General features: G+C 72.1%; 20 protein-coding genes. 7 read left to right on the top strand and 13 right to left on the bottom strand.

What is annotated here, in order from left to right:
- Positions 1-1760, bottom strand: a 1760-nt coding sequence (locus tag ACTWPW_RS45945) for a hypothetical protein (RefSeq protein WP_443172452.1), incomplete at its 3' end; no start/stop codon positions are given.
- Between the two features lie 376 nt (positions 1761-2136).
- Between ACTWPW_RS45945 and ACTWPW_RS45950 the strand changes: the two genes are divergently transcribed.
- Positions 2137-2337: a hypothetical protein gene (locus tag ACTWPW_RS45950; RefSeq protein WP_443172453.1), complete on the top strand. Its 201-nt coding sequence runs from the start codon at positions 2137-2139 to the stop codon at positions 2335-2337.
- 234 nt (positions 2338-2571) lie between these two features.
- On the opposite strand, the gene ACTWPW_RS45955 is transcribed toward ACTWPW_RS45950, so the two are convergent.
- Entirely contained in the window at positions 2572-3093 is a 522-nt protein-coding gene (locus ACTWPW_RS45955; RefSeq protein ID WP_443172454.1) for an orotate phosphoribosyltransferase, read from the bottom strand.
- Complete coding sequence (gene pyrH / locus ACTWPW_RS45960; protein ID WP_375113763.1) at positions 3090-3821, bottom strand: UMP kinase; 732 nt, start codon at positions 3819-3821, stop codon at positions 3090-3092. The genes ACTWPW_RS45955 and pyrH overlap by 4 nt, the downstream gene beginning before the upstream one ends.
- Before the next feature lie 509 nt (positions 3822-4330).
- Between pyrH and ACTWPW_RS45965 the strand changes: the two genes are divergently transcribed.
- Together ACTWPW_RS45965 and ACTWPW_RS45970 are read left to right on the top strand one after the other, a co-directional pair.
- Positions 4331-5788: an FAD-dependent oxidoreductase gene (locus tag ACTWPW_RS45965; protein WP_443172455.1), complete on the top strand. Its 1458-nt coding sequence runs from the start codon at positions 4331-4333 to the stop codon at positions 5786-5788.
- A complete protein-coding gene (locus tag ACTWPW_RS45970; RefSeq protein WP_375113765.1) occupies positions 5785-6393 on the top strand; it encodes a TetR/AcrR family transcriptional regulator in 609 nt (202 codons plus the stop codon). The genes ACTWPW_RS45965 and ACTWPW_RS45970 overlap by 4 nt, the downstream gene beginning before the upstream one ends.
- A 172-nt stretch (positions 6394-6565) precedes the next feature.
- Here the strand turns inward: ACTWPW_RS45970 and ACTWPW_RS45975 are convergent, their stop codons facing one another.
- Together ACTWPW_RS45975 and ACTWPW_RS45980 are read right to left on the bottom strand one after the other, a co-directional pair.
- Positions 6566-7399, bottom strand: a complete 834-nt coding sequence (locus tag ACTWPW_RS45975) for a universal stress protein (RefSeq protein WP_443172456.1) — start codon at positions 7397-7399, stop codon at positions 6566-6568.
- Between the two features lie 269 nt (positions 7400-7668).
- Entirely contained in the window at positions 7669-8124 is a 456-nt protein-coding gene (locus tag ACTWPW_RS45980; protein WP_364136305.1) for a MarR family winged helix-turn-helix transcriptional regulator, read from the bottom strand.
- A gap of 131 nt (positions 8125-8255) precedes the next feature.
- On the opposite strand from ACTWPW_RS45980, the gene ACTWPW_RS45985 reads away from it, so the two are divergent.
- Positions 8256-8903, top strand: coding sequence for a nitroreductase family protein (locus ACTWPW_RS45985; protein WP_443172457.1), 648 nt, complete (start codon positions 8256-8258; stop codon positions 8901-8903).
- A 44-nt stretch (positions 8904-8947) separates the two neighbouring features.
- Here the strand turns inward: ACTWPW_RS45985 and ACTWPW_RS45990 are convergent, their stop codons facing one another.
- From ACTWPW_RS45990 to ACTWPW_RS46005, 4 genes are all read right to left on the bottom strand, one after another.
- A complete protein-coding gene (locus ACTWPW_RS45990; RefSeq protein WP_443172458.1) occupies positions 8948-10900 on the bottom strand; it encodes an ABC transporter ATP-binding protein in 1953 nt (650 codons plus the stop codon).
- Positions 10897-12630, bottom strand: a complete 1734-nt coding sequence (locus ACTWPW_RS45995) for an ABC transporter ATP-binding protein (RefSeq protein WP_375113868.1) — start codon at positions 12628-12630, stop codon at positions 10897-10899. Before ACTWPW_RS45995 ends, ACTWPW_RS45990 begins: the two co-directional genes overlap by 4 nt.
- Positions 12630-13226 (bottom strand): TetR/AcrR family transcriptional regulator, encoded by a 597-nt coding sequence (locus ACTWPW_RS46000; protein ID WP_375113769.1) that lies wholly within the window; start codon positions 13224-13226, stop codon positions 12630-12632. Before ACTWPW_RS46000 ends, ACTWPW_RS45995 begins: the two co-directional genes overlap by 1 nt.
- Before the next feature lie 96 nt (positions 13227-13322).
- On the bottom strand, positions 13323-13973 hold the full coding sequence (locus ACTWPW_RS46005) for an acyl-homoserine-lactone synthase (RefSeq protein WP_443172459.1): 651 nt from the start codon (positions 13971-13973) through the stop codon (positions 13323-13325).
- 168 nt (positions 13974-14141) lie between these two features.
- Here ACTWPW_RS46005 and ACTWPW_RS46010 point away from each other — a divergent pair, with 168 nt between their 5' ends.
- On the top strand, positions 14142-14912 hold the full coding sequence (locus ACTWPW_RS46010) for an SDR family NAD(P)-dependent oxidoreductase (protein WP_443172460.1): 771 nt from the start codon (positions 14142-14144) through the stop codon (positions 14910-14912).
- 15 nt (positions 14913-14927) lie between these two features.
- On the opposite strand, the gene ACTWPW_RS46015 is transcribed toward ACTWPW_RS46010, so the two are convergent.
- A complete protein-coding gene (locus tag ACTWPW_RS46015) occupies positions 14928-17912 on the bottom strand; it encodes a helix-turn-helix transcriptional regulator (protein ID WP_443172461.1) in 2985 nt (994 codons plus the stop codon).
- 133 nt (positions 17913-18045) lie between these two features.
- Here ACTWPW_RS46015 and ACTWPW_RS46020 point away from each other — a divergent pair, with 133 nt between their 5' ends.
- Together ACTWPW_RS46020 and ACTWPW_RS46025 are read left to right on the top strand one after the other, a co-directional pair.
- Positions 18046-18510, top strand: coding sequence for an SAM-dependent methyltransferase (locus tag ACTWPW_RS46020; RefSeq protein ID WP_375113773.1), 465 nt, complete (start codon positions 18046-18048; stop codon positions 18508-18510).
- A 20-nt stretch (positions 18511-18530) separates the two neighbouring features.
- Complete coding sequence (locus ACTWPW_RS46025) at positions 18531-19967, top strand: FAD-dependent oxidoreductase (protein ID WP_443172462.1); 1437 nt, start codon at positions 18531-18533, stop codon at positions 19965-19967.
- Positions 19968-20065: 98 nt separating this feature from the next.
- Here the strand turns inward: ACTWPW_RS46025 and ACTWPW_RS46030 are convergent, their stop codons facing one another.
- From ACTWPW_RS46030 to ACTWPW_RS46040, 3 genes are all read right to left on the bottom strand, one after another.
- A complete protein-coding gene (locus ACTWPW_RS46030) occupies positions 20066-20971 on the bottom strand; it encodes a LysR family transcriptional regulator (protein ID WP_443172463.1) in 906 nt (301 codons plus the stop codon).
- Positions 20972-21022: 51 nt separating this feature from the next.
- Complete coding sequence (locus tag ACTWPW_RS46035; protein WP_375113776.1) at positions 21023-21607, bottom strand: dihydrofolate reductase family protein; 585 nt, start codon at positions 21605-21607, stop codon at positions 21023-21025.
- Positions 21608-21678: 71 nt separating this feature from the next.
- Entirely contained in the window at positions 21679-22419 is a 741-nt protein-coding gene (locus ACTWPW_RS46040) for a class I SAM-dependent DNA methyltransferase (protein WP_375113777.1), read from the bottom strand.
- Between the last annotated feature and the right edge of the window lie 164 nt (positions 22420-22583).

Here is a 22583-nt window from a genome sequence, read left to right on the forward strand (position 1 = left end):
AACCAGACACCGCCCCCCGCCACCGCCGACGTCGTCCCGCTCCCGGCCCAGATCACACCGCTGCCCTGACCCGCCGCCGCCGGATCGTGCTCGACCTCCACACCCAACACCACAGCCCGGCCATCCGGATCCGTCACATAACCGGAGAACGACGGTGTCACATTTGAATAAACCCATTCGCCGTCACCGAGCCCGCCGGTCGAGTTCAGTGACGACACCGTGGGTTTGCTCGTGTCGACCCGTGCCTGCTGCCAGGCCGACCAGGGTCCCGTCACCCCGCCCGTCGTGGCTCCCCGCACCCGCCACCGGATCAACCAACCGTCTCGCAACCTCCCCGCCGGCACCGCACCACTGCTCAACCAGACACCGCCCCCCGCCACCGCCGACGTCGTCCCGTTCGCCTCCCAGATCACGCCACTGCCCTGAGCCGGCACCGCCGGATCGTGCTCGACCTCCACACCCAACACCACAGCGCGGCCGTCCGGATCCGTTACGTAACCAGAGAACGACGGCATCAGATTCGAATACGTCCACAACGACTCACCCTGGGTCCCCGTGGAGTTCAACGACGACACCGTCGGCTTGCTGGTGACGATCTTCCCGGCCTGCCAGGCCGACCATGGCCCCGCCACCCCGCCGGTCGCGACGCCGCGCACCCGCCACCGGATCGACCAGTCGTCCCGCAGCCTCCCGGAAGGCATCGCACCGCTGCCCAACCACACGCCGTTCCCGGCCGCCGCCGATGTCGTCCCGCTCCCGGCCCAGATCACACCGCTGCCCTGAGCCGGCACCGCCGGATCGTGCTCGACCTCCACACCCAACACCACAGCCCGGCCATCCGAATCCGTCACATAACCAGAGAACGACGGTGTCACATTGGAAAAGATCCACTGCCCGTGCGTCAGGGTTCCTGTCGAGTTCCACGAGGTCACCGCTGGCTTGCTCGTATCGATCTTTCCGGCCTGCCAGGGCGACCAAGGACCGGCCACCCCGCCCGTGGCGACGCCCCGCACGCGCCACCGGATCAACCAGCCATCCTGCAGCTTGCCCGCCGGCACCGCACCGCTGTGGACCCAGACACCAGTCCCGGCCGCCGCGGATGTCGTCCCGTTCCAAGCCCAGATCACACCACTGCCCTGAGCTGGCACCGACGGATCGTGCTCGATCTCAACGCCCAGCACCATGGACCGGCCGTCTGCGTCCACCACGTACCCGGAGAACGACGGTGTCGTGCTGGAATATGTCCAGAATGACTGGCTCCGGGTGCCGGTGGAATTCCACGAACTCACCGTGGGTTCGGCCGCGCTCGCGGTTCGGTTTTCTTTTCCTGCGGCAAATCGGAATTTGCGTACCGCAGCCCGTCCGATGGCTGGCGGCTGAATCGCCCGGCCGCCTCCGGATCCCGCGGTCTCCGTTTCCCCCGGCTCATCGGAGGGCAGCGAAGGCGGATTCTTGAGCCCATCCTCCGCCGGCTCCTCCGAAACTTCATGCGCCTTCTCCAAAGGCAGGGCGTCCTTTGGGCGCCCGCCGTCGCCCCCGTCGGGGAAACTCGCCTTCAAACCGGTCTGGGTCGCCTCGGTTCCTACGAGGTGGGGCAGGTTCCGGGCGGTTCCCGACTGCTGGACGGGAATGCTGCCAGAGTTGCCCGCAGGCGACGATGCGGGAATGTCGAGAAGCGTGGGGACCGGGTCCGCCAACACGGGCATGGTCACCATCTGAAGGAGGCTCGGAATGAGCACCGAAACCATCAGGACCATCATCCGGACACGCCAGCGGCCGCATGTGGTCGGCGTGGAAACGCTTCTCGGGGAAATGGAATCGACCCGGAATCGGGCACGCGAAAGTTCCATGCGTCACCACTCCAGACAGCCGGGCCGCGCGCCGGCAAATGGGAAGCGGCTTCTCCGGTAGACCGCTCCATAAGATCGAGATAAAGGAGATCAAAACATGTATAGCCGAGAGATCAACGGCGGCCTAGATCTTGCGACGGTCGACGCTCCGCACGGTGGGTGACTTCCCGGATCTGCGCCGACGTCGCCGCAGCTTACGGAGCGTTACATTCTTGACAGTGTGACAAAGGTCACTTTGGTAACGCGCTGTGCCAGATGACCTGCGGATAAGCGGACGCTGGGGTCGGTGACCGCAAGGCGGCCCGATTTGGCCAAGATTAGCTCGGCGGTCAGCAGCAAGGTGGGCCTCACCCTTCGCGACGCCAACGACCGTGCCGTCACGACGTGGGGCTACCGCAGCACGACCACCTTTGCACGGCTGTTCAAGGTGTCGAAACCCTTCAGGCAGATGCTCGGCGGCAGCTCGACCCCAAGTGCGGCGGGATGACCATTCACTGGGGGATTTGCACCGACCTGACCCGCAGGCCCGTCGTTGTGCAGGCGATCTGGCGGCGGGGCGAGGGGTACCCGATGACAGCGGTGGCAGTGCCCACCCTGTTTAGCTGCAACACGGGCGCGTCCATCAAGGCTTCGGCCGCGGCGGGACGGCCCGGGACCCGTACGGGGACGACGTCATCGACTTCTTCATGTCCTAACAACTGCGATCGGCGATCGCGGGCCCTCAGGATCGGTCCAGGTCCGAGCGGGTCAGGAGCGCGAGGAGGCTGATCCCCTCCTTGGCCAGGGCCTGCGCGCCGCCCTCCTGCCGATCGATGACGCACAGGGCGTGGTCGATCCGGGCTCCCAGCTCGCGCAGCTGACCTGTGGAGATCGCGATCTGGCCGCCCGAGGTCACCACGTCCTCGACGACCAGGACTCGCCGCCCCTTGACCTCGGCGCCCTCGGCCAGCCGGGCGGTGCCGTAGGGCTTCGCCGTCTTGCGGACGAACGCGCACGGCAGCCCGGTGCGCCGGCCCAGCGCCGTGACCACCGCGATGCCGCCCATCTCCAGGCCGGCCAGCACCTCGGTCTCCGGAGGGACCAGCGGCGCCATCGAAGAGGCCAGCTCGTCCAGGAGTACGGGGTCCGCCTCGAACTGGTATTTGTCGAAGTATTCCGTGGCCACGCGCCCCGAGCGCAGGACGAACCGGCCGGTCAGCCTGCAACCGGCGCCGACCCGGCGAGCGAGATCCGCTTCGCTCATCGTGCCGTGGTGTCGCTGGTGATGCGGGTGCCGACGTCCTCGCCCTCGCAGATCGCCCGCATGACACCCCTGGCCGCCACGTCGAAGACGTGCATGAGGAGGCCCTGCTCGTCGGCGAGCACGAAGGCGCTCTGGTCCATGACCCGGACGCCGGCCGCGAGGGCCTCCCGGTAGGTCAAGTTCGTGTAGCGCTTCGCGTGCGGGTTGGCGTTGGGGTCGCTGTCGTACACGCCGTCCACCCCGCGCTTGGCCACCAGGAGGGCGTCGGCCTCGAGCTCCAGGGCCCGTTGGACGGCCGGGTAGTCGGTGGTCACGTACGGCTGGCCGATGCCGCCGGCGAGGAGCACGATCAGGCCGCGGCGCAGGTGCCGGTCGGCGCGGAGCCGGATGAAGGGCTCGGCCACGCTCTCCATGGGCATCGCGGTCATGACCCGTACGTCCGTGTCCGAGCGGCCGGTCAGCACGCCGCGGAGCATGAGCGCGTTCATGACCGTGCCGAGCATGCCGATGTTGTCGGCTTCCGCCCTGCCGATGCCCCAGCCCTGCGCCATCCTCCCGCGGAAGTAGTTGCCGCCCCCGATCACCACGGCGATCTCGACGTCGAGCTGGTGCACCGAGAGGATCTCGTTCGCCAGCTGGGTCAGGCTCTCCGGGTCCGTGCCCCACCCGGCCTCGCCCGCCAGCGCCTCGCCGCTGAGCTTGACCACGACACGTGAGTAGCGACGCATGCCCCGTTCCCTTCGCGGCCGCGCGCTCGGCGACCCGGTCAAGGATACTCAGCGAGGCGGGGAGGAGCGGGGTGCCGGATTTGCTCTGTCTCGGCGGGGGTGGGCGTTCGTCGAGTTGGAGGGTGGTGGAGTGCGGCATTTCCGCGCGCTCGACCGGGGCGCACCGCTCATCGCCGCGCTGCGGGAGACGGGTGTCACCATCTCGTCTCACGAATTCCGCTGATATCTATACAAAGCGGACAGCTAGCCATAATATGGTCACGCCTCAGTCGGGGGCTGAGGCCCAAACGTTCACCGTCCCACGTCGGGACGGCGCAGGATGCGAACCTGGTCGGGGGCCAGGGACGCGTCCGCGGCCAGGGAGAGCCGGGCGGCGACCCGCCGGGCGGAGAGCCCCGTGAGGCGCCACGACCCTGCGCCCGCGCTCTGAAATCTACCGTGCTGGACCCGGCATCTGCTTACGTGTTATTTGTTTACGGTACCGTTCCGTAAACAAATCGGAGGTCTCCATGGACACCGAGGTCCTGATCGTCGGTGCCGGGCCGGTGGGGCTGGCACTGGCGTGCGCGTTGCTGCAGCACGGCGTCTCGGTACGGGTGGTGGACCAGGCTCAGGGACCGGCCACCACGTCGAGGGCCAACTTCGTGCACGCGCGCGGCTCGGAGGTGCTGGACCGGCTGGACGCGCTCGGCGGCCTGCCCGAGGAGTCGGTGCGGGCGATGACGATCACCACGTACGCCGGGGACCGGCCGATGATGCGCGTCCGGTTCGGCGACCCCGGCCTGCGGACCGCCGCTCCCCCGATGGTGATCTCCCAGGCCCGGGTCGAGGCGCGCCTGCGCGACCGGCTGGCCGAGCTGGGCGGGCGGCCGGAGTGGAACGCCGGGCTGGTGGCGGCCGACCAGGACGGCTCGGGGGTCACGGCCGTGCTGGGCGACGGGCGTACCGTGCGGGCGGGCTGGCTGGTCGGCTGCGACGGCACCGGCAGCACCGTGCGCAAGCTCGCCGGCATCGGCTTTCCCGGGGTCAAGGTCAGCGAGCGCTTCCTGCTCGTCGACGCCCGCCTCGACACGACGCTCGACCGCTCCGGGACGAGCGGCTGGGTGCACCCCGACGGCATGATCGGCCTGATGCCCATGCCCGGCGACCAGTGGCGGCTGCTGGCCTACGACGCGACGTTCCGCGACGAAAAGCCGGGCGAGGAGCAGATCGTCGAGCGCATGCGGCGCATCCTGCCCGAGCGGACCGGCCTGCCCGGCATCCGGCTGCTGGATGCCACGTGGGGGTCGCTGTTCAGCGTGCACCGCCGCCTGGCCGACACCTACCGGCGCGGCCGCATCCTGCTGGCCGGGGACTCCGCGCACGTGCACGCGCCGTTCGGCGGGCAGGGCATGCTCACCGGGCTCGGCGACGCCGAGAACCTCGCCTGGAAGCTGGCCCTGGTCGTCGGGGGCGGGGCGGGCGAGCGGCTGCTGGACACGTACGAGGCCGAGCGCCGCCCCCTGGCCACCCAGGTCCTGCGGGGCAGCACCGCCGTCACCAAGCTCAACATCGCCGCGAGCCCGGCCGGCCGGTTCCTGCGTGACCGGATCATGGTGCCGGTGTTCGGCCTGTCCTGGCTCCAGCGCTGGGCCACGTACACCACCTCCCAGCTGTGGGTCAGCTACCGGCGCGGCCCGCTGGGCGGACGCGGCGGCCGGCCGCGGCCCGGCGACCGGATCCCGGACGTGGCCTGCGAGCGCCCCGACGGCACCCCGACCCGGCTGCACGCCGAGCTGCGCGGCCACTGGGCCGTCCTCGGCGGCCACGACCTGTTCGAGACGGCCCGCCGGCGGCTGGGCGAGCGGGTCGTCCACCTCCGCCCGGCGAGCCCGCTCCCCGATATGCTCGTACGCCCGGACGCCCATCTGGCCTGCAAGGGCGGCCCCGCCGAGATCACCCGATGGCTGGACGGAGCACTCGCTTGACCGCTGCCCGAGGGCGCGGACGCCCCCGCGACCCCGAGACCGACGCCGCGATCCTGCGCGCCGCGCTCGAGCTGTTCGTCGAACGCGGGGTCGAGGGCACCAGCATGGAACAGATCGCCAAGCGGGCAGGGGTGGGCAAGCTCACCGTCTACCGCCGCTGGAGCACCAAGGAGGATCTGATCGCCCAGGCCGTCGAGCAGGCGGTCAGCGCCGACCTGACCCCCTCGCCCGCCGACGTCGAGGCCCTGACGCCCCAGGAGATCATCGAACGCCTCCTCCCCGCGGCGGCGGAGATGGCCGCCACTCCGGCGTTCCGCGCCATGGCCGCCCGGATGATGGGCTCGGCCGTCAGCCACCCGCAGCTGATGGCCGTCTACTGGAAGCACCACATACTGCCGCGCCGCGAGCTGGCGGTCGCCATGTTGCGGCGCGCCCAGAAGGACGGCACCGTGGCGGCCGACGCGGACCTGGACGTGCTCATCGACATGATGTCCGGGGCGGTGACCTGGCGCGTGCTCCAGCCCGACCCGCCGGACGCCGCCGAGATGCTCGACTACCTCAAGGCCGTCTACCGCCAGGTCGGGCTGTACCGGCCGGGGCCCTGACCACCAGGTCTCCTGCGCGCTCACTCCGGCCAGGGCCAGTCGAGGATGGTGTCGGCGAAGTTACCACGCCGGCGTACGCCAACCCCAACGGTCACCCGGTTTCTCGCCGCGAGCACGGCCCGTGGGCGGCGGGCCGGCCCGGGCTGGACGGCGGCTTCGCGGGTGGTCAGGGTCACTTCGCGCGCGGGCGTACCACGGCGATCGGGCAGGTCAGGTGGTGCAGGACCGCGTGGCTGACCGAGCCGAGCACCGCGGAGGCGAAGCCGCCCAGGCCGCGCGAGCCCACGACCACCAGGTCGGCCGTGCCGCCCGCCTGGATCAGCGCGTTCACCGGGTGGCCGGTCACCTGGTCGTCGGTGATGGTGACGTCGGGGTTCTTCTCGCGCCACGGCACCACGCGCTCGGCCGCCGCGCGGGTCTCCTCCTCGAAGAGGTCCGACAGCATGGTGCTGTAGGCCATCGCGTACGGGGAGAAGGCCGGCATCTGCCAGGCGTAGACCACGTGCAGCGGAACGCCGCGGGCGCGGGCCTGGTCGACGGCGTACAGCATGGCGGCCTCGGAGTGCTCGGACCCGTCGTACCCGACGATCACCTGTCCGTGCCGCACCACGGAAGGCCCGCGGACGATCACCACCGGCCCGGTGGCGTGCCCGGCCACGCCCAGGCCGACCGAGCCCAGGAGCATCTCGGCGAACCCGCCGAGCCCCCGGCTGCCCAGCACCACGCTGTCCGCGGTCGCCGACTCGGCGATCAGGGTGTCGACCACGTTCCCGATGAGCAGGTCGGTGCTCACCTCGACGTCGCGCGTCAGGGCACGGACCCGGTCCGCCGCCGCGCCCAGCGTCCCTTGGCAGTATTCGACCCCGTGGGAGCCGTAACGCCACTGCTCGCAGATGTGCACGATCCGTACGGCCGACCCTCTGCGCTGGGCGTCCTCCGCCGCCCACTCCACGGCCGCGGCCGCGGGTGCGGACCCGTCCACGCCGACCACGATGTGCCTGGTCATCACGCGCCTCCTCCGCTCTCACCTCCAGCCTCGCGCGGCGCGTGCCCCGGCGCGCGGGACCGAGGTCCCCGATCCGTGGGACGTTGGTCCTCACCGTAAGCGCAGGCACCCCGCAGCCGCCGCCCGTCCGTCGCGGTGGCACCGGTCGAGGCGACCCCGTCCACGGCCCGGCGTCCGGGACCAGGGAGCCATGAGGATCCGTGGCTATGACTACGTAGACAGCCGCGCGCGGCGGTTGCCAATAGGGCCTTGAACGTTCTCCGAGCTCGTCAGAGGAGCTTGGCCAGGAGCGCGCCGAGCTGGTCGCGCTCGTCGGGGGTGAGCGCGGAGAAGGTGTCGTCGAGGAAGGCGGGGATCGACGCCCGGGCGGCGGCGAGCCGGCGGCGGCCGGCGGCGGTGATGGTGACGGCGTAGGAGCGCCGGTCGTCGGGGTTGCGCTCCCTGCGCACGTGGCCGGCCCGCTCCAGGTCGTCGCAGACGCCGACCATGACGCTCCGGTCGATGCGCAGCTCCTCGCTGAGCGCCTGCTGGGAGCAGGGGCCGACGGCGTCGAGCATCTGGAGCACGAGGTGCTGCCCGACCCCCAGCCCCTCCTCGCCCGCGTGCGCGTCGGCGGCGCGCGCCACGGCGGCCGAGGCCCGGCACAGCGCGATGTCGAGGCGCTCGGCCGCGAGCTGCTGGAAATACGCCGGCCGCACCCGCCCGGCCGCCCTGCTGGTCGCCATGATCCCACCCTACCGCAGGTCCATCTACTCACAGATTGTTTGACAGCAGACGATTGGTGGCCGTACGGTCCAAATCATCTGCCAGCAAATTGTTTGTTCCCAGATGATGACATCGACCGAGGAGACCCGCCGTGACGCTGAACCTCACCCCCGACGAGTTGCTGAGCACCACCCGGGCCGTGCGCAAACGCCTCGACCTCACCCGGCCGGTGCCCAGGGAGCTGATCGAGGAGTGCGTGGACCTGGCCGTACAGGCGCCGACCGGGCGCAACCGCCAGCGCTGGCACTTCCTCGTGGTCACCGAAACCGGGCAGCGGCGGGCCGTGGCCGACCTCTTCCTGCGCGCCCTGCCCCTGGCCACCGGCCAGCCCCTGACCGAGCGTGACCACTGGCGGATGGGCTACCACCCCGGCTCCACCGGCCGGGTCTTCGACGGCCTGCGCCATCTGGCGGAGAACATCCACCGCGTGCCCGCGTTCGTCATCCCCGGCGTGGAAGGGCGCACCGACCGCGCCCCGGTGAGCGTGCAGGCCGGCGCGTGGGGATCGATCCTGCCCGCCGTGTGGAGCTTCATGCTGGCCGCCCGTGCCCGCGGGCTGGGCACCGTCTGGACGACCGCGCAGGGACCGCTCGAACGCGAGCTGGCCCAGGTGCTCGGCGTTCCGTACGACGAGGTCATGCTGGCCGCGTTCATCCCGCTGGCCTACACCGTCGGCACCGACTTCAGGCCCGCCCGCCGCATCCCGCGCGAGGAGGTCCTGCACTGGGACCGCTGGTGAGCGCCCGCCCGGCACGGACCCACGCGGGGCCCGTGCCGGGCGCTCTAGTCGACCTCCACGATGGCCTGGGCGAACTGGGCCGAGTACAGCCCGGCGTAGACGCCGCCCGCCGCCAGCAGCGACTCGTGCGTGCCCTGCTCGACGATCCGCCCGTCCTCCATGACCAGGATCAGGCTGGCGTCGCGGATCGTGGACAGGCGGTGGGCGATCACGAAGCTCGTACGCCCCTGGCGCAGCGAGCTCATGGCTCGCTGGATGAGCACCTCGGTCCGCGTGTCGACCGAGCTGGTCGCCTCGTCCAGGATCAGGATGGCCGGCTCGGACAGGAACGCCCGGGCGATCGTGATCAGCTGCTTCTCGCCCGTGCTGACCGTCGCGCCCTCCTCGTCGATCACCGTGTCGTAGCCGTCGGGCAGGGTGAGCGCGATGCGGTCCACGTGGGCGGCCCGCGCGGCGGCCTCGATGCGTTCGCGCGTGGCGCCCTCCGCCCCGTAGCCGATGTTCTCCGCGATCGTGCCGCCGAACAGCCAGGTGTCCTGCAGCACCATGCCGATGTTGGCGCGCAGCTCCTCCCTGGACATCTCGGCGATGTCGACGCCGTCGAGCGTGATGCGGCCGCCGGTCACCTCGTAGAAGCGCATGATGAGGTTGACCAGCGTCGTCTTGCCCGCCCCGGTGGGGCCGACGATGGCCACCGTCTGGCCGGGCTCCACGGTCAGCGACAGGTCCTCGATCAGCGGCCGGTCCTCCTTGTAGCGGAAGGACACGTTCTCGAACGCGACGCGGCCCCTGACCTGCGCGGGCCGCGCGGGCTCGGCGGGCTCGGCGGACTGCTCGGGCGCCTCCAGCAGCTCGAAGACCCGCTCGGCCGAGGCGATGCCCGACTGCACCAGGTTCGCCATGCCGGCCACCTGGGTCAGCGGCTGGCTGAACTGCCGCGAGTACTGGATGAATGCCTGCACGTCGCCCAGCGAGATCGAGCCCGAGGCCACCCTGAGCCCGCCCACCACGGCGACCAGCACGTAGTTGAGGTTGCCGATGAACATCATCGCCGGCTGGATGAGGCCGGAGATGAACTGGGCGCGGAAGCTGGAGGTGAACAGGGCCTGGTTGTGCTCGGTGAAGGTCTCGGCGGCCTCCTTCTGCCGGCCGAACACCTTGACCAGCGTGTGCCCGCCGTACATCTCCTCGATGTGGCCGTTGAGCTTGCCGGTCGACGACCACTGCTTGATGAACTGAGGCTGCGACCGCTTGCCGACGACGGCGGTGACGTAGACCGACACCGGCACCGTGACCAGCGCGATGAGCGCCAGGATCGGCGAGATCCAGAACATCATCGCCAGCACGCCCACCACGGTCAGGGCCGACGAGATGAGCTGGCTCATCGTCTGCTGCAACGTCTGGGCGATGTTGTCGGTGTCGTTGGTGGCGCGGCTGAGGATCTCGCCGCGCGGCTGGTCGTCGAAGTAGCTCAGCGGCAGCCGCCCCAGCTTGGCCTCGATCCGCTCGCGCAGCCGGGACGCGGCCCGCTGCACGACGGTCGTGGTCAGCCGGAACTGCACGATCCCGAGCAGCGCCGCCACCACGTAGATCGCCAGCACCCAGGCGAGCACCACGGCCAGCGCGGTGAAGTCGATGCCCTGCCCGGGCACGACGTGCATCGACGAGACCATGTCGGCGAAGGTGTCCTGGCCCCGGGCGCGCAGCCCCGCCACGGCCTCCTCCTTGGTGGCCCCCGCGGGCAGCTGGGCCCCGATGATGCCGGAGAAGATCAGGTCGGTGGCGTGGCCGAGGATCTTGGGGCCGATCACGGTCAGCGCGACGCTGAGCGTGCCGAGGGCGAGGACGACGATCAGCAGCGTGCGCTCGGGGCGCAGCAGCCGCAGCACGCGGCGGAGGGTGCCGCCGAAGTCGAGGGCCTTCTCGGCGGGCCCGGACATCATCCTGCCGGGGCCGAAGGCGGGCTGGGGGCGGCGCGCGGGCGCCTCGGTCGTCACGCCGCCTCCTGCTCGGTGAGCTGGGACAAGACGATCTCCCGGTAGGTCGGGCAGGTGGTCATGAGTTCCGCGTGGTCGCCGCTGCCGACCACGCGGCCGTCCTCGAGGACGAGGATGCGGTCGGCGTCGCGGATGGTGTTCACCCGCTGGGCGACGATGATCATCGTGGCGTCGGCGATCTCCTCGGCCAGCGCGGCGCGCAGCCGGGCGTCGGTGGCGTAGTCGAGGGCGGAGAACGAGTCGTCGAACAGGTAGATCTCCGGCCGGTGCACCAGGGTCCTGGCGATGGCCAGGCGCTGTCGCTGGCCGCCGGAGACGTTGGTGCCGCCCTGGGAGATCGGCTCGTCCAGGCCGCCGGGCATCGCCTCGACGAACTCGCGGGCCTGGGCCACCTCCAGGGCGCGCCACAGCTCCTCGTCGGTCGCGTCCGGCCGGCCGTACCTCAGGTTGGAGGCGACGGTGCCGGAGAAGAGGTAGGGCGACTGCGGGACCAGGCCGACGGTGCGGGCGAGCATGGTGGGGTCGAGGTCGCGTACGTCGACGCCGTCGACCAGCACCTCGCCGGCGCTCGCGTCGAACAGCCGCGGGACGAGGTTGAGCAGCGTGGTCTTGCCGCTGCCCGTGCTGCCGATGATCGCGGTCGTCCGGCCCGGCCGCGCCGTGAAGGTCACCTCGCTCAGCACCGGTTCCTCGGCGCCCGGGTAGCGGAAGCCCACCGACCGCAGCTCCAGCTCGCCGATCCGCCGTTCCGGGATGACCGGGGTGGCCGGCGGGTGGACGGTCGGCTCGGTGCCGAGCACCTCCTCGATGCGCTCGGCGCAGACCTCGGCCCGCGGGATCATCATGAACATGAACATCGCCATCATCACCGACATGAGGATCTGCATCAGGTAGGAGATCACCGCGGTCAGCGCGCCCACCTGCATGGTCCCGTCGGCGATGCGGTCGCCGCCGAACCACACCACGGCGACGCTGGACACGTTCACCACGAGCATGACCGAGGGGAACATCAACGCCATCAGCCGCCCGACCCGCAGCGACACGTCGGTCAGCCGCTCGTTGGCCACGCCGAAGCGCTCGCGCTCGTGCCTGTCACGGACGAAGGCCCTGATGACCCGGATGCCGGTGATCTGCTCGCGCAGCACCTGGTTGATCCGGTCGATGCGCTCCTGCATGGTGCGGAAGAGCGGGCGCATCCGCCAGATGATCAGGCCCACGATGGCGATCATCACGGGCAGCACCACGAGCAGCAGCGACGACAGCGCCGCGTCCTGGCGCAGCGCCAGCACGATGCCGCCGACGCACATGATCGGCGCGGTCACCATCATCGTGAACGTCAGCAGCACGAGCAGCTGGACCTGCTGCACGTCGTTGGTGGTCCGGGTGATCAGGGACGGCGAGCCGAACCTGTTGACCTCCTGGGCGGAGAAGTCCTGCACCCGGTCGAAGATCGCGGCCCGCAGGTCCCGGCCCAGGGACATCGAGATCAGGGCGCCGTAGTAGACGGCCACGACCGAGCAGACGATCTGCACGAGCGTCACCCCGAGCATCACCAGCCCGATGCGCAGGATGTAACCGGTGTCGCCTTTGACGACACCGTCGTCGATGATGTCGGCGTTGAGGGTGGGGAGATAGAGCGTGGCCAGCGTCTGGACGAACTGGAAGAGGACGACGAGCGTGATCTCTTTCCCGTACGGCCTGAGCTGGACCCGCAGGAGGCGGAGCAGCATCACGAGGGGCTTTCTGTCGAAGGATCGGGAACGGGCCGCACGAGCAGCCCGTCGAGCAGCACGGAGACGATCTCCTCGTCGTCCATGTCTCCGAACTCGCCGGCCTGGCCGAAGGCACGGTGCACGCTCACCGCGACCAGCATGAGCAGCAGCTGCGCCGTGGCCTCGGGAGAGCGGCGCAGCCGGTCGCGGTCGGGCTCGACCAGGGCGGCGAGCGCGGCGTGTATGCGGCGCCGGCTCTCCACCATCCGCTCGCCGAACTCGGCGTCGTCGGCCAGCAGTTCCCTGGGCGCGGCGATGAGGTTGGCGTTGGCGGCCATCCCCTTGCGCAGCATCGAGACCGCCTCGCGCAGCCGCGCGCGCAGCTCCAGGTGGGCGCCGATGGCGGCCAGCGCGTCCACCACCGGCTGCGGGTCGAAGGCGCTCATCAGCGCCGCCCGCAGCAGTGAGGCCTTGTCGGGGAACACGCCGAAGATCGTGCCCTCGGCCACGCCGGCGGCCTCGGCGATCTGGCGGGTGCTCAGCGCGGTGCCGTGTTCGCGCAGCAGGGGGAGCGTGGCGGCGATGAGCGCGGCACGACGGTCTTCCGGCGCCATGGCAGGCACCCTTCGCCTTCTGTTCATGACGAACAGCGTAATGAGCGAGTACTCACTCGTTCAACCGGATTATCCCCATGGCCGGGTGAAAGGCGCTTACTCCAGGTCTGTCACGTGGCCATCCGCGCAGCTCAGCAGCCCTGCCGGAGCGGGGAGCACTTTCTCCAGAAAATCCCGGGTCGACGTGGCGTAGGCCGCGCAGAGCAGCCTGCCCAGCCGGGTCGCCCGGCCGTCGCCGAGGCGGTGGGTCGGGATGCCCATCGCGTTGACGCTGCGTTCCAGGGCCACGCTGGACACCGCGACGACGGTGTGACCGTGCCGGTCGACCCGGCGGAACGCCTCCCGCAGCAGCGTCCGGGCCAGCGGGCCCAACCCCGCCGTCGCGGAACGCGACCAGGCGCGGCCGGTGGCCAGGCGGCTGAGCTCCCAGACGGCCGGATCGCGGGGAGCCGGGCCGCCGCGCAGCGTCTCGGTGAAGACGTCGCGGATCATGTAGGGCCCGTCGGTGGGCAGCAGCCGGCAGCATCCGGTGACCTCCCTGCAGCCCTCCAGGTAGCTGATCACGTACACCGGATCGCAGTCGTCGTAGGAATCGCGTTCGCGGCCGTGCATGCTGCCGACGTCCCAGCGGAGGCGTTCGTAGAACACCTCGTGGCGCAGCCTGAACATGCCGTCGAGCAGCCAGGCGGGCAGTTCCCCCGCCCGGCCGACCGTGATCTGTTGCGCGCATCCGTCCCCCGTGCCCACGAGCACCCTCCGCTCCGACGATCGTTTCCCCCTCCCTTGTTCGCGGCGGCGGCGTTCCCGGATGGCGTGGGCCGGTTGACCATGCCCGGCGGAGGCCGTAGAGAGGAAAGGTCTGCCGTTCCACGCACGCTCCAAGATCCACGTCCCACGACACGACAGGAGAGCTCGATGCGCGGTTTAACGGGTAAGCGAATCGTCGTCTGCGGAGGCGCCTCCGGCATCGGCGCGGCCACCGCCGCGCGGCTGGGCGAAGAGGGCGCCAAGGTGGTCGTGGGCGACATCAACTCGGCCGGCGCCGAGGCGACCGTCAAACTGATCACCGAGGCCGGCGGCACCGCCGTGGCCGTCCCCTTCGACCTGGCCGACGAGCCGTCCGTACGTGCCCTGTTCGACCGGGCGGTGGCCGCCTACGGCGGCGTCGACGGCCTGTTCAACGTGGGCGCGGAAGTGTCGGTGGAGACCCTCGACCGCGACGGCGACGTGGCCGCGATGGACCCCGCCATCTGGCGGCGCACGTTCGAGGTGAACCTGATCGGCTACGCCCTCACCTGCCGTACGGTCATCCCGCTGCTGCTGGAGCAGGGCGGCGGCGCCATCGTGAACACCTCCTCCGGAGCGGCGAACACGCCCGAGCCGGTACGCGCCGCGTACGCCGCCTCCAAGGCGGGCGTCAACACCCTCACCCGGCACATCGCCACCCGCTGGGGCAAGGAAGGCATCCGGTGCAACGGCGTGGCACCCGGCCTGGTGCTCAGCCAGACCGCGCTGTCCAGGCTGGATGACGAGTTCAAGGCCATGGCGTTGCGGATCACCCGCAGCCCGCGGCTGGGCGAGCCCTCCGACCTGGCGGCGGCGGTGGCGTTCCTGCTGTCGGACGACGCCGAGTGGGTCAACGGCCAGACGTGGGCGATCGACGGCGGCGCCACGCTGCGCGACTGAGGGTCCAGGGCGGGCTCACGCGGGCGGGCCGAGGTCGATGCCCGCCAGCTCGGCGCGCGAGGAGACGCCCAGCTTGGGATACGCCTTGTAGAGATGGAAGCCCACGGTCCTGGGGCTGAGGAAGAGCTGGGCGCCGATCTGCCGGTTCGTGGCCCCCGCCGCGGCCAGCCGGACGACCTGGAGCTCCTGAGGGGTCAGCGTGCCGAGCGCCGCGCTCCCGGCGGCCCGCTTCGGCTCGGCCGCGTGCACGCCCGCCGCGGCCAGCTCGGTGCGGGCCCGCTCGGCCCAGGGTGCGGCGCCCAGCGCGGTGAAGCCCTCCAGCGCGGCGCGCAGCTGCGTACCGGCGTCGGCGCGGCGGCGGGCGCGGCGCAGCCACTCGCCGTAGAGGAGCCGGGTCCTCGCCTGCTCGAACGGCCGCCCGCCCCGGGCGTGCAGCGCGAGCGCCGCGTCGTAGTGCGCCTCGCTCTCGCCGCGTGCGGCGAGCAGGGCCCGGCAGCGGTACGCGACCGCCGCCGCCCACGGCTGGCCGCTGGCCCCGGCCCAGGCGTCGAACCGGGCGAACGCCTCGGCCGCCCGGTCCGGCCGGTTCAGCCGGGCGCAGGCCTCGACGTGGTCGGCGATGGCGAACGTGACGATCACGGTGTGGCCGAGCGGGCCGTCCAGAATTCGCGCCATCCGCTCGGCCGCGGCCTCGTAGCGGGCTCGTACCAGGTCGAGCAGGGTCAGCGCGCAGCCGCCCCAGCCGGAGCCGTTGCGCTCCTGAGCGGTGCCCTCCGCCTGGGCGGCGAGCCGCCGGCACTCCTCGTCCTCGCCCCGTACGGCGGCCAGGCGGGCCAGGATGCCGTGCAGGTGCCGCAGCCGCCCCGCCTGCCCGGTGTCGTGCGCGATCCGCCAGGCCTCGGCTCCCGACTCGGCGGCTTCGGCGTGCCTGCCGCGCAGGATCTGCGCCTGGGTGAGCAGTTGCAGGGCGTGCGGTAACGCGCCGACGAGCCCCCGGCGGCGGCAGTCGTCCACCCGGGCTTCGGCCCGCTCGCAGGCCGCGTCGTCGTCGCCGGTCATGAGAGCGCCGAACACGGCGTAGGTCCCGGCGATCCGATCGGTCACGTCCACCGCCGGGAGAGCGGCCCGCAGGAGCGGCACGCCCGCGACCGGATCCCCGGCGGCCACCCGCTCCATCCCACGCACGGCCGCGACCACCCCGGCCAACCGGCCCTCCACACCGTCCACTCGGGGCCCCGCGCCGGTCGGGTGGGACTCCTCGTTGGGCGGGCGCGACTCCGCGTCGGTCGCGAGGGGTCCCGCGTCGGTCGCAAGGGGCTTCTTGTCGGTGCCGACGGGCTCCTTGGCGGTGCCGAGCGACTCCAGGAGGTCGGCGGCGCGGCTGAGCGCGACTCGGTCTCCGGCGAACCAGGCGTCGCCGGCGGCGGTGGCGAGCAGGGAGGCCGCCTCGGCGGGCGCGATCAGCGCGACGCCCTCGGCGGCGGCGATCAGCAGGTGCGCGGCCGGTGCCGGATCGCCCTGCTCGGCCTCGACCGCCGCCCGTACGCTGGCCAGCCGGGCCAGCACCAGCGGGTCCGCGGTCAGGCGGCGGCCCCGCTCCGCGGCGGCCGCGGCGCGGGGCAGTTGCCCGGCGCCGAGCGCCGCCTGCGCCGCGGCGGCCAGCCGGCGGGCGCGCCGCTCCCGGTCGACGGTGAGCTGCGCGGCCCGCTCGTACGCGGTGGCGGCCGAGGCGTTGCTGCCCCGCTCGGCGGCCCGCGCTCCGGCCGCGGCCAGGATCGCCGAAATCTCCTCGTCGGGTTCGAGCGCGGCGGCCGACAGATGCCAGGCTCTGCGGTCGGCCTGATCGTCGCCGCCGAGGGCACCGGCCAGCGCGCGGTGGACCGCCGTACGCCGGGCGAGCGACGCCTCCTGATAGGCGGCGGCCTTGACCAGGGGGTGGCGGAAGCGCAACCGGTCGCCGGAGACCTCGATCAGGGCGGCGTGCTCGCCGGGCTCCAGGTCTTCGGGCCCGGCCCCGAGAGCCTGCGCCGCCTTCAGTACGAGCCGCAGGCTGCCCGATCCGTCGGCGGCGGCGACCAGGAGCAGCAGCCGGGTACGTTCGGGCAGGCGCCGGACCGCGGCGCGCAGCGACTGCTCCAGCCGCCCGGTCAGGGACGGCCCCGGCGGTTGCAGGGGCAGCGGCGCCAGGTGCCCGGCCCGCTGCTCCGGGGTCAGGATCCCGGAGAAGTGCAGGAGCGCCAGCGGATTGCCCTCGGCCTCCTCGATCACCCGGTCACGCGCCTCCGCGGTGAGGCCCGCCGCGTGCCCGGCCAGCAGCCGCTCGCAGTCGGGCCTGTCCAGTGCGGCCAGCCGGAGTTCGGGGAGGCCGTTCACGGCCGGTTCCGCGCCGTCGCGGCCGGCGAAGATCATGGTGATCCGCTCGGCCGCCAGCCGGCGCGCGGCGAACACGAGCGCGTCCAGCGACGCGCGGTCCAGCCACTGAACGTCGTCGAGCAGGCAGAGCAGCGGGCGTTCCTCGGCGAGGTCGGCGAGCAGCGTCAGCACCGCGAGCCCGACGAGGAACCGATCGGGAGCACCCGCCCGCGCCTCCACCGGCCCGTCTGGCGGCACCTCCGCCGGCGCGTGCGACGGCGCCTCCACCGGCTCCTCCGACCGCCCATGCGCCCGCGCGCCCGGCCGCTCCCCCGGGTGGGCCTCTGTGGGGCCCTCGCCGAACGCGCTCAGCAGCGCCGCCCGCTGGGCGGTGGGGAGGCCGGCGATCAGGTGGCGGGCGGGGCGCAGCAGCAGGTGCAGGGCGGCGAAGGGCAGCTCCGACTCGGCCTCGACACCGGTGGCCCGCAGCACGAGCGCATCGTCCGGCACCCCGCGCGCCACCTCGGCCAGCAGCGCCGACTTGCCGATCCCGGCCTCGCCGAACACCGCGACGGCGCCGCCCCGCCCGGCCTGCGACTCGGCGATCATCCCGCTGAGGAGGACGATCTCCGCATCCCGCCCGATCATGATGCCCCGACCCTACCTAACCGGCGGGCGGCCACCCCGCGCGGCTCCGGTCACCGTGACTGATCCGCCCGGGGCGCGCACCCCGTACGGTCGTGAACCACAGCCCAGCACACCACAAACCTGGAGGATCACCGTGGAGGCCATCGTCGTGGAGCCCGTGGGGACGGTCGTCGGCGGGCGTACCGAGGCGTTCGACGACGACTGGAACACCGAGCAGGCGCTGATCCGCCTCGACGGCTCCCGTTTCGGGCCGGACGCCCTGGCCGGGCTCGACACCTTCTCGCACCTGGAGGTGGTGTACCAATTCCATCTCGTGGACCCGTCCTCGGTGCACACCTCCGCCCGCCGGCCCCGGGGGAACCCGGACTGGCCGGCGGTCGGCATCTTCGCGCAGCGGGCCAAGAACCGCCCCAACCGGCTGGGCGTCTCCCGCTGCCGCCTGCTCGCCGTGGACGGCCTCGACCTCCACGTACGCGGTCTCGACGCCGTGGACGGCAGCCCGGTGCTGGACATCAAGCCCTACATGGCGGAGTTCGGCCCCCAGGGCGAGACCGTGCAACCGGCCTGGGCCACCGAACTGATGCGCGCCTACTACTGAGCACCCATGGAGGAGACGTCATGACCGAGGTGATCGTCGTCGGAGCGGGACCCACCGGGCTCCTGCTCGCGGGCGACCTGGCGGAGGCCGGGATCGCCGTCACGGTGCTGGAGCGCCGCGACGGACGGGTCTCCAACCTTTCCCGCGCGTTCGGCGTCCACGCCCGTACGCTGGAGCAGCTCGACGCGCGTGGCTTGGCCGACCCGCTCGTCCCCATGGGCGCCGCGCTCAGCAGGGTGCGGCTGTTCGAGCGGGTGGAGGTCGACCTGGGCGAGCTGCCGAGCCGCTTCCCCTACCTGCTGATCACACCCCAGTACAACGTGGAGAACCTGCTCCTGGAGCGGGCGCTGCGGGCAGGGGCCGAGATCGTGCACGACACCGAGGTGGTGGGCCTGAGCCAGGACGGCACCGGGGTCACGGTCACCACCACGGACGGCACCCGCCGCGCCGCCTACCTCGTCGGCGCCGACGGCTTCCACAGCGCGGTACGCCGGGCGCTCGGGCAGCCGTTCCCCGGCAAGTCGGTCCTGCAGTCCATCATGCTCGCCGACGTGAAGCTCGCCGAGCAGCCGGACGAGCTGCTGAGCGTCAACGGTGTCGGCGACGCCTTCGCGTTCGTCGCGCCCTTCGGGGACGGCTACCACCGGGTCTTCGCCTGGGACCGTCGCCATGTGGTGCCCGACGACGTGCCCCTCACCCTGGAGGAGGTCCGCGAGGTCACCACCCGGGCGCTGGGCACCGACTTCGGCATGTACGAGGCCCGCTGGCTGTCGCGCTTCCACAGCGACGAGCGGCAGGTTCCGGACTACCGCGTGGGCCGGGCCTTCCTGGCCGGGGACGCGGCGCACGTCCACTCCCCCGCCGGCGGCCAGGGCATGAACACCGGTTTGCAGGACGCGGCCAATCTGGGCTGGAAGCTCGCCGCCGTGCTGCGGGGCGCGCCCGAGGACCTGCTCGACACCTACCAGTCCGAGCGGCACCCGGTCGGCCGCTCGGTGCTGCGCAGCAGCGGCGCCCTCATCCGGGCCGCCATGATCGAGTCGTCCGCCGGCCGCGCGGTCCGCGGCCTCGCCGCCCGAGGCGCGCTGTCCATCCCGAAGATCCGTACGAAGGTCACCGGGCAGCTCAGCGGCATCGGCTACGCCTACCCCGCGCCCGACGGCGCGCACGAGCTGGTCGGCACCCGCGCCGCCGACGTGCCGCTCGCCGGGGGCGGCCGCCTGTACGAGGCGCTGCGGGGCCGGCGCCCGGTCCTGCTCGGCGACGCCGACGTCACCGGCTGGGCGGACCGGGTACGGGTGGCGGCACCCGCCGTGCCCGGTGGCCCGATGGTGCTCGTCCGCCCGGACGGCTACGTGGGCTGGGCGGGCACCGACCCCGCCGGCCTGCGCCAGGCCCTGACCCGGCTGACGGGCACGGCCGGATCGCGCCGGTCGGAGACGCCGTCCACGCCGTGACCCCGCACCCGGGCCAGGGCGCGGCGCGGGGATCGAGGACGGCGTGGTCCGCGCCGGCCGCCTGACCGGCGCGGCCGACCCGGAAGAGGCCCTGACCGTCATCCGTCCCCGGGTTGCTCCTGGAGGCGGCGGCCCACGCGGGTGGCGGTCTCGCGCAGCCACACGTGCGCCGCGTCATGGGTGTGCACCGGGTGCCACCACAGCGCCTCCTGGACCGGGACGGCGGGGAACGGGCAGGGCAGGACGCGTACGCGGGCGGTGCCGACGGTCAGGCGGGCCAGCCGTTCCTGGATGAGCGCGACCCGCCGCGTGCCCTGCACCAGCAGCGGCAGCAGCGCGAACGTGGGAGAGGCGACCTCCACCCGGGGGCTGACCCCGAGCATGCTGAGCTGGCGGGTGACCGGCGCGTCGTAGGGCCGCTGGTAGACCGCCCACGGCAGCCGGTTGAGGTCGTCCACCGTGAGCTCGCCCGGATGGTTCTCGTCGACCAGGCACACCCACCGGTCGCTGTAGAGCTCGACCGTCGGCAGGCCGTCGATGATGCCGTGCGGCAGCAGCAGCCCGTCCACCGTGCTCAGCACCGTGGCGGCGTTCTCCACCAGCGCCGGCCCGCTCTGCGTGAGGTGCAGGCGGACGCCGAGCGCCTCCTCGTGCAGCACGCGCGCCAGCTCGGCGCCGAAGACGGCCGCCCCGTAGTCGGAGCAGAGCAGCGTGAACTCCCTGGACTCCACGGCGGGGTCGAAGCGCGCCTGGGTGGCGAAGACCCGCTCCAGCAGGTCGCACGCGGTCGCGCTGCGGTCGCGCAGAGTCGAGCCGAGCGGGGTCAGCTCGTACACGTTGCCCGTACGGGTCAGCAGGGGGTCGCCGAAGTGGCGGCGGAGGCGGCCCAGGGCCGCGCTCATCGCGGGCTGGCTGAGGTTGAGCCGGGCGGCGGCCCTGGTGACGTTCCGCTCCTCCAGCAGGGCGCGGAGCGCGACGACCAGATTGAGATCCAGTTTGCTCACCTATCCATGGTATGGATGGGCCGCCGGTCGACCATCGACCTCCCTGCTACCTCAGCGGGGCCGGTAGGTGGCGACGAGCACGCCGGTGCCCGTCATCGTGGCGCCGGCCGGCTCGTACGCGGTCAGGACGCTGCCCGAGCCGGGGAACAGCCGGCGGCCGGACCCGAGCGTGAGCGGATGGATCAGCAGCAGGAGCTCGTCCACGAGGCCGCCCGCCATCAGCGACCTGACCAGCACCCCGCTGCCGAACACCACCAGGTTCCCGGCGACCTCCTCCTTCAGCCCGGCCACGGCCTCGGCGGCGTCACCCTTGAGGAGGGTGGAGTTCTGCCAGGGCAGCGGCTCGGCCAGCGTCGTGGAGGCGACGTACTTCGTCACCCGATTGAGCGCGTCGGTGAACGGGTTCGGCGCCTGGCGGGGCCAGTAGGAGGCGAACTGCTCGTACGTCGTGCGCCCCGCCAGCAGCGACCACTCGCTCGTCATGCGGGCGCCCATCGCCTCCTGCATGGCCGGGTCCTGCGCCGCCGTGGCCCAGCCGCCGTGCCGGAACCCGTCACGCGGGTCCTCGTCGGGGTGCCCGGGGGCCTGCATCACGCCGTCGAGCGTCAGGTGCTCGATCACGACGATCTTGCCCATGTCGTACCTCACTTCTCCCGATCAGTAGGATCTGTCACCCCCTACACGAACGGGACGCCGCCGGATCGACCTCAGGAGACCGGCGGGATGCGGTAGACGGACACGTGCGAGCGCGACTCGGCGGTGAACTCGGCACCCGACCAGTCGGCGTGCCTGCTCTCCAGCTCGAACCCGGCCAGCTGCGCCATGAGGTCGAGCTCGGCCGGCCAGACGTAGCGGTGCGGGCCGCGGGACAGCCGGCCCTGCCCGCTCTCGTCGAACCTGAAGTGGTGCGACACGACGAGCTGGTGCAGCACGTCGTAGGTGTCCAGGCCGATGTAGCCGGGCTCGCACAGCCACACCGTCGCCTCCTGGCCCGGCGGGAGCTTGCGCAGCTCCGGCACCCAAAGCTCGATCACGAACCGGCCCCCGGGCCCGAGATGGCGGGCGGCGTTGCGGAAGCACGCCACCTGCTCGGCCTGGGTCAGCAGGTTGGAGATCGTGTTGTAGACGAGGTAGACCAGCGCGTACTCCCCCGGCGCCGTGGCGGTCGCCATGTCGCCGACGACCACGGGGATCGTCGCCTCGTCCACCTTGGTCCGCAGCTGTTCGATCATCGGCCGGGACAGCTCGATACCGGTGACGGGCACCCCCCGCTCGGCCAGCGGCACCGCCACCCGGCCGGTCCCGACGGCGAACTCCAGCGCGCGCCCGCCGCCCGCCAGCCCGGCGAGCCGGTCCACGGTCGGCGTCAGGACCTCGGGCGCGAACATGCCGGTCCCGGGGGTGTCGTAGTGCCGGGCCATATCGGCGTCCCAGATCTTCTGTCGCATGCCGCCCACGATCGCCGGGGGGCGTGCGCGATGTCCAACGATTTTCCCTGCCCGGACGCGACCGGCGGTCGTGAGCGGGTCCGGACAGCCGGGCGCGCATACTGGTTGCGGCGTTTCGGGGGTGTAGGCGAGACTCGTCGGCAATCGTGCGGGCGGAGGGGCCG

This window comes from Nonomuraea sp. KM90, from assembly GCF_052246675.1.
GTDB lineage: Bacteria > Actinomycetota > Actinomycetes > Streptosporangiales > Streptosporangiaceae > Nonomuraea.

Excerpts from the sequence above, each read along its gene's own strand:
- ACTWPW_RS45980 (WP_364136305.1), bottom strand. The coding sequence starts at position 8,124 with ATGGCGACCAGCAGGGCGGCCGGGCGGGTGCGGCCGGCGTATTTCCAG.
- ACTWPW_RS46025 (WP_443172462.1), top strand. The coding sequence starts at position 18,531 with ATGACCGAGGTGATCGTCGTCGGAGCGGGACCCACCGGGCTCCTGCTC.
- ACTWPW_RS46015 (WP_443172461.1), bottom strand. The coding sequence starts at position 17,912 with ATGATCGGGCGGGATGCGGAGATCGTCCTCCTCAGCGGGATGATCGCC.
- ACTWPW_RS46000 (WP_375113769.1), bottom strand. The coding sequence starts at position 13,226 with ATGGCGCCGGAAGACCGTCGTGCCGCGCTCATCGCCGCCACGCTCCCC.
- ACTWPW_RS46010 (WP_443172460.1), top strand. The coding sequence starts at position 14,142 with ATGCGCGGTTTAACGGGTAAGCGAATCGTCGTCTGCGGAGGCGCCTCC.
- ACTWPW_RS46035 (WP_375113776.1), bottom strand. The coding sequence starts at position 21,607 with ATGGGCAAGATCGTCGTGATCGAGCACCTGACGCTCGACGGCGTGATG.
- ACTWPW_RS45995 (WP_375113868.1), bottom strand. The coding sequence starts at position 12,630 with ATGCTGCTCCGCCTCCTGCGGGTCCAGCTCAGGCCGTACGGGAAAGAG.
- ACTWPW_RS45955 (WP_443172454.1), bottom strand. The coding sequence starts at position 3,093 with ATGAGCGAAGCGGATCTCGCTCGCCGGGTCGGCGCCGGTTGCAGGCTG.
- ACTWPW_RS46040 (WP_375113777.1), bottom strand. The coding sequence starts at position 22,419 with ATGCGACAGAAGATCTGGGACGCCGATATGGCCCGGCACTACGACACC.
- ACTWPW_RS45965 (WP_443172455.1), top strand. The coding sequence starts at position 4,331 with ATGGACACCGAGGTCCTGATCGTCGGTGCCGGGCCGGTGGGGCTGGCA.
- ACTWPW_RS45975 (WP_443172456.1), bottom strand. The coding sequence starts at position 7,399 with ATGACCAGGCACATCGTGGTCGGCGTGGACGGGTCCGCACCCGCGGCC.
- pyrH (WP_375113763.1), bottom strand. The coding sequence starts at position 3,821 with ATGCGTCGCTACTCACGTGTCGTGGTCAAGCTCAGCGGCGAGGCGCTG.